Genomic DNA, 9,104 nt, shown 5'->3' on the forward strand with positions numbered 1-9,104 from the left:
AGCCTCGTCCGTCCTGCGTTGTTGAACCCGACAACCCTTTGCTTACTATACGGTTTTTCGGTGCTTGTCGGCTGCCCCCCACGCGTGCTTACTTGTGGTTGTTTTCATTCCGGGGATACAATCATGCGTTTTCTACTTGCTGGCGTCGCCATGCTGTCGTTCGCCGCCACTGCGGCTCTGGCTGATCCAGCTTCGGACTTCAAAAGAGCCGATCAGGCGTTGAACCAAACCTTCAAGCAAATCCAGAAGCGGCTTGCGGACGATTCCGACGGCAAGGCACGGTTGGTGAAAGCGCAGAGAGCGTGGATTGCGTTCCGCAACGCCGAATGCACGTTTCAATCCAGCGGTGACGATGGTGGCTCCGCGGCGCCGATGGTTGCCGCTGCTTGTCAAGCTGAACTGACCAAGGCTCGCACCAGGCAGTTGAGGGCCTACCTGAACTGCCAGGAGGGTGACCTCTCTTGCCCGGTGCCATCAGAATGATCTGGAGTGACAAAATGCCGAATTTCAAGATGAGATATGTGCTGATCGCGCTTGTGCCGTTGGCGGTTGCTGGTTGCGTCAGCGCTGAGGATCAGCGCGCAATGGATCAGCAACAGTGCGCTTCTTACGGCTATAGGCCAGGAACCAACAGGTTTGCCGACTGCATGATGCAACAGACTTCACAACGTTCAGAAGACGAGCAGCGCTCATTGGATCGCATAGCCGCGCAAGAACAGAGAGACAAGGATCGCAAGGAAGCGCGTCGAAAGAACGACAGCTACATCGACCCAAGGCCGAGTTACGACAAGGACGGCAATCCGAATTTCGACACTCAAGGCAATTACCAAGGGTGTCACGGCGCGGGATGTTTGGTCGACAACCCAGACAATGGCGATGACGATGACCAGTAGGCCGGCTCCGCAAGGCTTGCCCCGATAGTCCGGCCTCGACCCAATCGAGAACCGTTCGCCAAGCTCAAGCACTGCATGCGGCGTTGCGCCAGGTGCAGGCTATAAGTCAACCTATGCGAACTTCTCTACCTCTGGGGAACCAGCCGGGAAATGCCGATGCAAGATCTGCTTGTCTGGTTGGATGGTGGGCGTGACAGGGATTGAACCTGTGACCCCTGCAATGTCAATGCAGTGCTTTGTCTGTTTTCATTGACTAATATACGCCAACAGAGCGTGAACAGAGCAAAAACATCCAAACATATCTGTGCCGTTTCTGTGCCAGCAGTTCGCTTGCTTCCCGTAGGGTTACCCGACCAGCAGATCATTGCAAATAGCCGGCATGTTGCGCTTCCATTAGCTTGAGCGCATATTTCGTCGGCCGGTAACCTACCGAGTACGCTGGTTAGGCGGCGACCCTGGAGGCGAACCATGCCCATGTATCTTTCCCGATTCAGCTATACGCCCGAGACCTGGGCGCGTTTGATCCAAAACCCCGAGGATCGACGTGAGGCGGCCCGTTCTTACATCGAGTCAGTGGGCGGAAAGCTGCACGGTTTCTGGTATGCCTTCGGAGAGCACGATGGCTGGAACCTGTGGGAGGCGCCAGACAACGTGTCGATGGCATCCGTCGTGCTTGCCATCGGTGCGGGGGGAGCGCTCAACTCGTACGAGACCACCGTCCTCCTAAGCGTCGAAGAGACGATGGAAGCCCTTGGGAAGGCGAAGTCGATCCGGTATCGCCCGCCGGCATCGTAGAGGGCGTCCCAGAGTCTCGCAGTCGGCAATTCCCGCCGTCTGTCGCCGATCTCTTCGCCAGATCCAAGGCCATTTAGCTTTGTCCTTGGCGGTCAACCTCTCACGCCTTCTTCGCAAACGCCCAGACCATCAGCGGGTATTCCTCGTCGTTGCTGAGATCCCGCCACAGGCCATAGGCGCGTACTGGGCCGCCGATATGGGCCCTCGCGCAGGCTTTGTTGCCCCAGCCGTGGACCTTGACGTTGGCTTCCGCGAAGCCGCCCTCGACCATCAGCTGCTTGAGGCCGGCGGGGGTCCATCTGTTGTAGTCGTGCGGCCGGGCGTGGACGCGAAACAGGAAGGGTGTCGCCACCATCGCCCAGCCGCCGGGCTTGGTCATGGCGTGGATGTTTTCCACCGCCGCGTGCGGCCGCCGCACATGTTCCAGCACCTGGTCGGCGATGACGATCGAATATTGCTCGTCTGTGCGGTCCCTGCAGATGTCGAAGCCGGGGAAATCGACCGAGCGGTAGTTGGGGCACATCGCCCGCCAGTAGCGGTTCCAGCCGGGCGATATCTCGATCACGTCGGCGGCCTTGCGGTTGCCGGCTTCGAGAAACAGCGTGAATGCCTCGATCTGGCGGATGCGCAGCCAGTTGCGGGAATCATAACCGATGAGCCGTTTTACGGCGCGTTTGCTTTGGCTTTTCAGGGCGGCAAGGCTTGTCGTCACATCGACCTCCTCCAAAACCCGCCGCGAGGAACAGTCTAGCCCAAAGAAGTGGGCAAAAAATGACATCGATATGCGCCGCTCCTCGAAGCGGCGCTGCCTGAGTTAAGACGGGGCCGGCGATAACCGCTTAGTAATCGCCGTTGTAATAGCGGTCGTCGCAAGGGGCGGTGTAGATGCGGCCACTGCGGTCCTGGTAGCGGCACATCTGTTCGCCGCGACGCTGGGGAGTGGTGGAGCTGCCGACAACCGCGCCCAGCAAGGCGCCTGCGCCCGCACCGATTAGCGTGCTTTCTGTGTTGCCGCCGATGGCCTGGCCGACGAGGGCGCCGCCGGCGCCGCCGATCAGCGCGCCGGTTCCGGCCCGCTGCTGGCCTTCAGTCTGCGCGCAGCCTGCCAGTGCTGCGGTCATGAGCACGGCGGCTATGGCTTTATGAATGTTCATTTGAGGTCTCCCTTGAGGGCTGAAATCCCTATGGATGGCCACGTGCGGTTGCATTGCGGCGGAACGGGGGCGCGAGGTCTCACGATGTAAGACATGGTTTCTCGGGCGTTGATCTGGCGCACCGTCACTCTCGCAAACCCGTGCCGACGATGCTCGCATTCGAGACAAACTGGACAGGTTTCCCTAACCAGATTGCAGTTTGCCGATCCATATCCTGCAAACCTCGATACGATGGCGTGAGGCGATGGAAAAAGCATCGGCGACCCTGAGCTCCGGACAGCGCCATGTGCGAGCCGCCCAATATGTGCGGATGTCCACTGACAAACAGACCTACTCCATTGAAAACCAGAGGGATGCGATCCGCGATTACGCGGATATTATGGGCTACGACATCGTTGCCACCTATGAAGACGTTGGCCGAAGCGGACTGAACATTGAAGGACGCCCAGCTCTGCGGCGTCTATTGTTCGAAGTTGAAAACGGGCAAGCCGACTTCGAAACGGTTGTTGTCTACGACGTCAGCCGGTGGGGGCGCTTCCAGAACATCGATGAAAGTGCCTCCTACGAATATCGATGCCAGATGGCCGGCGTGCGGATTGAGTTTTGCGCAGAGCAATTTGCGAACGATGGCAGCATCGGCTCCGATGTGCTCAAGGTCATCAAACGCAGCATGGCCGCCGAGGCGAGCCGCATGCTGTCCCAAAAGGTCTTCATCGGTCAAAGCCGAATAGTGAGGATGGGTTTCCGGGGAGGCGGATACGCAGGATACGGCTTCCGCCGCCTACTGATAGATGCATCCGGAAATCCAAAATGCATCCTAAAGCCGAGGGAGTGGAAGAGCCTAACAACGGATCGGGTAATCCTCGTGCTCGGGCCGGCAGAAGAGATTGCAATCGTCCGCTGGATATTCAAGCAGTTTGTAAAGGGTAAGCTGGAGGTCGAAATCGCAAGAGCATTGAACGAGCGCGGCGTGGTCACGGACCTGAACCGTCCGTGGACGACCGCTTCGGTGCGGGGGATTGTGACCAACGAGCAATACATTGGCAACAATGTATGGAACCGGACATCCGAGAGGCTGAAAAGCAAGAAGGTAAGAAATCCACCGAGCGAATGGATTCGCGCCGAGAATGTGTCCAAGCCGCTCGTCAGCCGAGATTTGTTCAACCGCGCGCGGGCCGTCGCAAAAGCAAGGGCTTCTCGTATAAGCAATGAGCAGATGCTGGTCGACCTTTCCAAGCTTCTGAAAAAGCGGGGATCATTGTCGGCTAAGATCATCAACGCCGACCCAGAGTGTCAGTCCAGGAGCCTGTACATACACCGCTTCGGTACCCTCCAGAAGGCCTACAGCCTGGTCGGATATGATGCCTCGCTGAATTACCGGTTTTTCGACATCAACACCCAGCTTCATCGGCGCCGGCTGGAGATCGTTGAGGAACTTGTGGCCGCAATCGGCAAGGCTGGCGGGGTTGCCCATTACGATGCCGCAGCCGCGTGTGTTCGCGTCAATCAGGAGCTTACCGTGGCAATATGGATCGCGCGCTACCGCCGCTCAACCTACGGCTATCCTCGTTGGCCATTCAGAAGGCGCCGTCAGACCGCATCCGACATTTCAGTATTGATAAGGATGAGGCCCGACAATGTCACGGTACGCGACTTCCTGATCGCGCCGGCGGGTGTTGTAAAGCGCGCCCCGCCCCAGCTTAGATCAAACAGCGGTCTGCGCCTCGATGCCTTCCTTTTCCAGTCCTTGGATCCTCTGGTTGCCCTGGCGAAGCAGGTGCCGATCGAGCCACGCTCGCTATGACTGGAACCAAGACCGATCGCATTTTGAAAAACAGCCGCCACGCAATTCATTTAATGGATTTGCACGAGCCGAAGGAGCCGCTCCACTCCTACGTTCTGCTTAGGACGTACAGGCATCAGTGCGAACGCATGCAGCACTTCATCGGCGAGTCAAACACCACGCGCCAGCACCTGGACTTGGCCATCGGAGATCTTCGCCAGTTGATGGCGCTTGATGCGTTTCGAGCGTTGCTCAAGTCGGAAGGCTTCGCGACCATACCTGAACCGCTGGCAAAAAGAATCTGGGGCAATCGAGAGAGCACACCCGACGCTCGGGACAATCAAGACCAGGCCTTGACGGCAAGCCCACAGCTTGTCGCGGGGATTTGCGTCGAGGCGATCGATCTTCTGGAAGATTGCAGCGTAAACCCGAAAATCTTTGCTCTGCTGCGAAGAGTTGTGCCCAGCCGACAGGTTGAAATCGCAAAGCTCATGATTGCGCTGGACAGGGTGAAGTTCAATTGCGCCAAGGTCTTTATTGCGCTTACGCCCCGCTCTAAACTCGCAGACCCTTCGCTTCCCCGGCAGCAGTTTTCGGGTGTGACCAGCAGCCAACTGGACGCAATGGAAACCGATTTGGCCGACCTGAGCCAGAAATTCCTAATCACTTCTGAAAGCCTCGGCTCATGGGGCTTGGAGCTTGTAGCGGTGCGGGGATACCTTAACCGGATGATGGATAGCCCCAAGATCGTGCGCTACCTCGCTCATCATTTTCCAAAGCAACTTGCGCAATTCCAAGACGTTTTGGAAACGGCTCCTAGAAGCTGAAGATGAAGCCACGAGGCTACTCATCCCTCCAGATCACGCGCTTCTCCCACCTGATCTCGATCAGGCGGCGGAACCGGATGGTTTCCAGTTCCTGCCCTACCGGGTGAAATAGCTCGGCATCCATGTAGTCCTTCTTCTTGCACGTCTCACAACGTACCTTCGCCCGCACCTGATCGATGGAGACGTTGCCGATCACCTCTCGGAGTTCCAGGGGCTTGTAGAAGCGCTTGATATTGCAATACCCGCATCGGATGCGCGCTACCTGCCCCGCATTGTGGGCATGCATCAACGTCCATGGGACGCCCTTCGGCCACTTTTCGGGTTGTTCAGGCATTCTCTGAAATGAGGAACATATTCCTGTCTAGTCAAGAGGGATTGACTCTCACGTTCTCATTTTGTTCACTGCTTGGCAGGATAGCCACAGGAGGCATGCATGGACGTGATCATGCGGGCTCGGGGCGCGTCACCCGAGGGAGGAAATGCACCGGGGTATAGAGGCAGCGAAGACCGTACTCGACCGTGCTGGAGTGACGGCCGAGCAAGCCGCCGACGGCGCGTTTGCCGTTGAAGGCTGGGACGAGATGGGCTTCCCTTCGGACGAGGAGCCCTCGGAAGTGGAGTATGCCGCTGCCGATGTCTGGTACGAAGCCAACAAGGCAGCGCTTCAGGCATGCTGCGAGGGTTGGCCCGAGGAAAAAAGGCTGAGAGCGTTTGGTTTGGAGTTGCTGACGAACCCAGAAGTGCAGCTCGCCGACCGTGACACCGCTTTGGCAAAGCTTCGCGCTCTTACCGAAGAGGAAGACGGCAGAGGCGAATTTGTGAATTCTGACATAGGGATGCTGGCTGATGCGCTCGCCGTCGATCTCGACAACCCCCGAGATTTGATTGCAGCTCTGACGATTGCCTTCACAACCCTGGAGCTTTCGGGCTTCCACCCTGACGAACCGATCGAGCCTAAGCGCCAGGCCGTCTACAACGCCATCGACGCCCTTGAAGCTGCGACTGAGATGCCCACATCGCATTGAGGCAAAGGAGCAAGGCATGTGCGGCCGCTTCACCAGATATCTATCCTGGTCGGAAATCCATCGGCTCTACCGACTGACGGCGCCGGCTGAAATAGGCCGTAACGATGCCCCTCGCTATAACATCGCGCCGACCGAGGAAGTCCCGTTCGTCACTGCCGGTGAAGACGGCAATCACAAGCTCCGCGAGGGCCGCTGGTGGCTCGTGCCGTTCTGGGCGAAAGAGATGCCCAAGGCGGCAATGTTCAACGCCAGGATCGAAGGCGTAGATACAGCCCCGGCATTCCGCGATGCATTTAAGTCGAAGCGCTGTCTGATTCCCGCCGACGGCTTCTACGAATGGACCATCTCGCCAGCCGACGGCAAGAAAGACCCTTGGCATATCTACTTGCCCGGCCACGCGCCGTTCTCGTTTGCCGGCTTGTGGGCCTACAACTCCAACCTTGACATCACCAGTTGCACCATCATAACGCAGCCGGCCGGCGAGCCGATGAAGAATCTGCACGATCGGCAGCCGGTCATCCTCGACCAAGCCTACTATGACGCGTGGCTGGATCCGGCGACGCCTAAGGACGATTTGAAAGATATCCTCAGCCACGACATCGACGGACAACTGCAGTTCAATCGCGTCGGCCGCGGCGTCAACTCGACCCTCGTTAACAAGCAGCCGAACGACCACCCCGCCTTGGTCGGGCCGATCAATCCGCTATGAGTGACGAACCCGCCAGACTAGCCGAAGGCATGGAAGCTCCGCTGCGCGAACCCCACCGAATTGAGAACCACGCGTGCGAGCACGCTGGATGCGGCCACCGGGCGCCGTTCGGCTTTGCGCGACCGAAGGGGCCGTCATATTGGTTCTGCCGCGAGCACCGGGCCGACGGCGATCAGTATCTCTTTGGAGGGAGGCACCAGTGACCCGCTCGACCTTCGCTGATGAATTGCAGCAGGCTTCCGACCGCATCGCGGACGTACCGCGCGCTGATCTTCAAATCATCCTTCGACGCGCCGCGCTGATAATTCGAAACACCGGCGGCATCGATCTTGATCCTGGCGTTCAGGATACGCTGTCCGACATCGCAGTAGAATTGGGGTTGGCGAAATCGGATCTGATCAAGACCATCATTGGCGATTGGCTCATTGCCAATGCCTATCTCCCGGTGCCGCGTCTGTTCGATGAGGAAAGCGAGATCGAGGGCTCTGCCTAATTCCCTGCATCCGACCATTGAGAGTTGTCTACCCAGGTTGGCCGGCACGGATTACGAATTCGGGGTGACAGGACCGCGCCAGCCAGTGCCGGGCACAAGGGTGGGCCTAACGACCAGCCCTGTCACGCTACCGGCATGATAGGAATCCATCAATTAAGCCTGATGGTCTAGGTAGTCCGTCGGCCATTCCGCGCGTCGTTGCGTCGGGCCATCATGGCTTCGCCTCACGGATCGCCCGCAGTGTCGCATGGCGCAGCTTGTCCTCGCGCTTAAGGGTCTTCACGCGTCCGACAAGGCCAGGTTTGATCCATTCGGCGTCGGGCTTGTCGGCGCCCTTGGGTGGCGCGCCTTTCCCTTCCTGCACCTTGGCGTAGAGGCGTTCTCGCATGGCTTTGGTCAGGGCGATGTTTGCCGATCCGACATAGCGGCGTTCCGCATCCCGGGTTACCATCAAAGCGAGTGGAGCCGAACCGGGTTTGCGCTGCACGCCTGCAACCTCAAAGTCGACTTCCTCATAGCATTTCGTTTTCACCCACGCTTCGGTGTCGCCTGACCGATAGACGCTCTCTTCCCGCTTCGACACCATGCCCTCTAGACCCATGCGATCAACCGCGGCGTAGAAGTCGGCCCCGCCGCCATGCACATGGTGACTGTATTGGATCACGCCTTTGGCAGGCCCAACGAGTTCGAGCAGCTTGGCGCGCCGGTCCAGCAGCGGTTCCGGGCGCAAGTTGATCCCATTCAGATGCAGCAGATCGAAGGCGACGAAGATGATCCGATCCGGCGCCCATCGCATCGCGGACCGCAGCGAATGGAAATCCGACACGCCCTTCTCATTGAGGACGATTGCCTCGCCGTCGATGACTGCAGACGTGGCCGGTAGGGTTACCGCAGCCTCGACAATCATCTTGTACGTGGACGACCAGTCGTAGCCTCTCCGGGTGATCGTTCGGGCAGTGCCGTTCTCGATAATGACTTGAGTCCGATAGCCGTCATATTTGATTTCGTGAATCCAGTTGTCCCCTGTCGGCGGTACCTCGACAAGCGCGGGGAACATTGGCCGGATGAACTTCAACATACGCGAACTCGGACTGACCGAATTTAAATTAGAATAAGCTAAAATGGTTGCAAAAGAACGCGCCAGACGCCTGATCTTGATCCAGCCGTATGCGATCGCTGGAGCGTCACCCGGCCGGCGTCAGGGAACGTTTCCGCCCTCCCGGTGTTTCAATCTCATGACAAACATCACGAAACGCCAGGGAATCGCTATGGCGGCCGAAGTCGCCGGTGCCAAGCAGCGCCTGGAACGGGCCGAGCTCGCGATTCAGCGCTCGAAAGAGATGGTGGCTCAAAACATTGAGCGTTCCGGCAGGATACGGCGTTTGGTCGAGGCCGCCATACAAGATCGATAGACTCCCGAGCAAC

The 9,104-nt window shown here is 58.3% G+C and carries 13 protein-coding genes; 8 read left to right on the forward strand and 5 right to left on the reverse strand.

The genetic code is table 11. The annotated features are described in order from the left end of the window. The 3 genes from EN750_RS07985 to EN750_RS07995 all read left to right on the forward strand — a co-directional run. The coding region (locus tag EN750_RS07985; protein WP_281062274.1) for a lysozyme inhibitor LprI family protein at positions 1-483 on the forward strand (483 nt) is incomplete at its 5' end. Between the two features lie 14 nt (positions 484-497). Then, positions 498-893 (forward strand): hypothetical protein, encoded by a 396-nt coding sequence (locus EN750_RS07990; RefSeq protein ID WP_127396105.1) that lies wholly within the window; start codon positions 498-500, stop codon positions 891-893. Between the two features lie 468 nt (positions 894-1,361). Further along, complete coding sequence (locus EN750_RS07995; RefSeq protein WP_127383530.1) at positions 1,362-1,688, forward strand: GYD domain-containing protein; 327 nt, start codon at positions 1,362-1,364, stop codon at positions 1,686-1,688. Between the two features lie 100 nt (positions 1,689-1,788). On the opposite strand, the gene EN750_RS08000 is transcribed toward EN750_RS07995, so the two are convergent. Next, the gene (locus EN750_RS08000) at positions 1,789-2,400 is read right to left on the reverse strand and encodes a methyltransferase domain-containing protein (RefSeq protein WP_127396106.1); all 612 of its coding nucleotides are present in this window, start codon (positions 2,398-2,400) and stop codon (positions 1,789-1,791) included. Positions 2,401-2,527: 127 nt separating this feature from the next. Further along, positions 2,528-2,842 (reverse strand): YMGG-like glycine zipper-containing protein, encoded by a 315-nt coding sequence (locus tag EN750_RS08005; protein WP_127296790.1) that lies wholly within the window; start codon positions 2,840-2,842, stop codon positions 2,528-2,530. A gap of 244 nt (positions 2,843-3,086) precedes the next feature. On the opposite strand from EN750_RS08005, the gene EN750_RS08010 reads away from it, so the two are divergent. Continuing rightward, a complete protein-coding gene (locus EN750_RS08010; protein WP_127396107.1) occupies positions 3,087-4,646 on the forward strand; it encodes a recombinase family protein in 1,560 nt (519 codons plus the stop codon). Next, a complete protein-coding gene (locus EN750_RS08015) occupies positions 4,643-5,452 on the forward strand; it encodes a plasmid partitioning protein RepB C-terminal domain-containing protein (RefSeq protein WP_127396108.1) in 810 nt (269 codons plus the stop codon). The genes EN750_RS08010 and EN750_RS08015 overlap by 4 nt, the downstream gene beginning before the upstream one ends. A gap of 16 nt (positions 5,453-5,468) precedes the next feature. On the opposite strand, the gene EN750_RS08020 is transcribed toward EN750_RS08015, so the two are convergent. Beyond that, the gene (locus EN750_RS08020) at positions 5,469-5,786 is read right to left on the reverse strand and encodes a hypothetical protein (protein WP_189526087.1); all 318 of its coding nucleotides are present in this window, start codon (positions 5,784-5,786) and stop codon (positions 5,469-5,471) included. A gap of 193 nt (positions 5,787-5,979) precedes the next feature. Here EN750_RS08020 and EN750_RS08025 point away from each other — a divergent pair, with 193 nt between their 5' ends. From EN750_RS08025 to EN750_RS08035, 3 genes are all read left to right on the forward strand, one after another. Next, positions 5,980-6,477, forward strand: coding sequence for a hypothetical protein (locus tag EN750_RS08025; protein WP_127396110.1), 498 nt, complete (start codon positions 5,980-5,982; stop codon positions 6,475-6,477). A gap of 16 nt (positions 6,478-6,493) precedes the next feature. Further along, on the forward strand, positions 6,494-7,186 hold the full coding sequence (locus tag EN750_RS08030; protein WP_127396111.1) for an SOS response-associated peptidase: 693 nt from the start codon (positions 6,494-6,496) through the stop codon (positions 7,184-7,186). 199 nt (positions 7,187-7,385) lie between these two features. After that, complete coding sequence (locus EN750_RS08035) at positions 7,386-7,679, forward strand: hypothetical protein (protein WP_127396112.1); 294 nt, start codon at positions 7,386-7,388, stop codon at positions 7,677-7,679. Between the two features lie 211 nt (positions 7,680-7,890). Here the strand turns inward: EN750_RS08035 and EN750_RS08040 are convergent, their stop codons facing one another. Together EN750_RS08040 and EN750_RS39910 are read right to left on the reverse strand one after the other, a co-directional pair. Then, complete coding sequence (locus tag EN750_RS08040) at positions 7,891-8,757, reverse strand: ATP-dependent DNA ligase (RefSeq protein ID WP_127396113.1); 867 nt, start codon at positions 8,755-8,757, stop codon at positions 7,891-7,893. Positions 8,758-8,863: 106 nt separating this feature from the next. Beyond that, positions 8,864-9,104: hypothetical protein (locus EN750_RS39910; RefSeq protein ID WP_210212731.1), on the reverse strand; the 241-nt coding region annotated here is incomplete at its 5' end.

The organism is Mesorhizobium sp. M7A.F.Ca.ET.027.03.2.1 (assembly GCF_003999175.1).
Classification (GTDB): Bacteria; Pseudomonadota; Alphaproteobacteria; order Rhizobiales; family Rhizobiaceae; genus Mesorhizobium.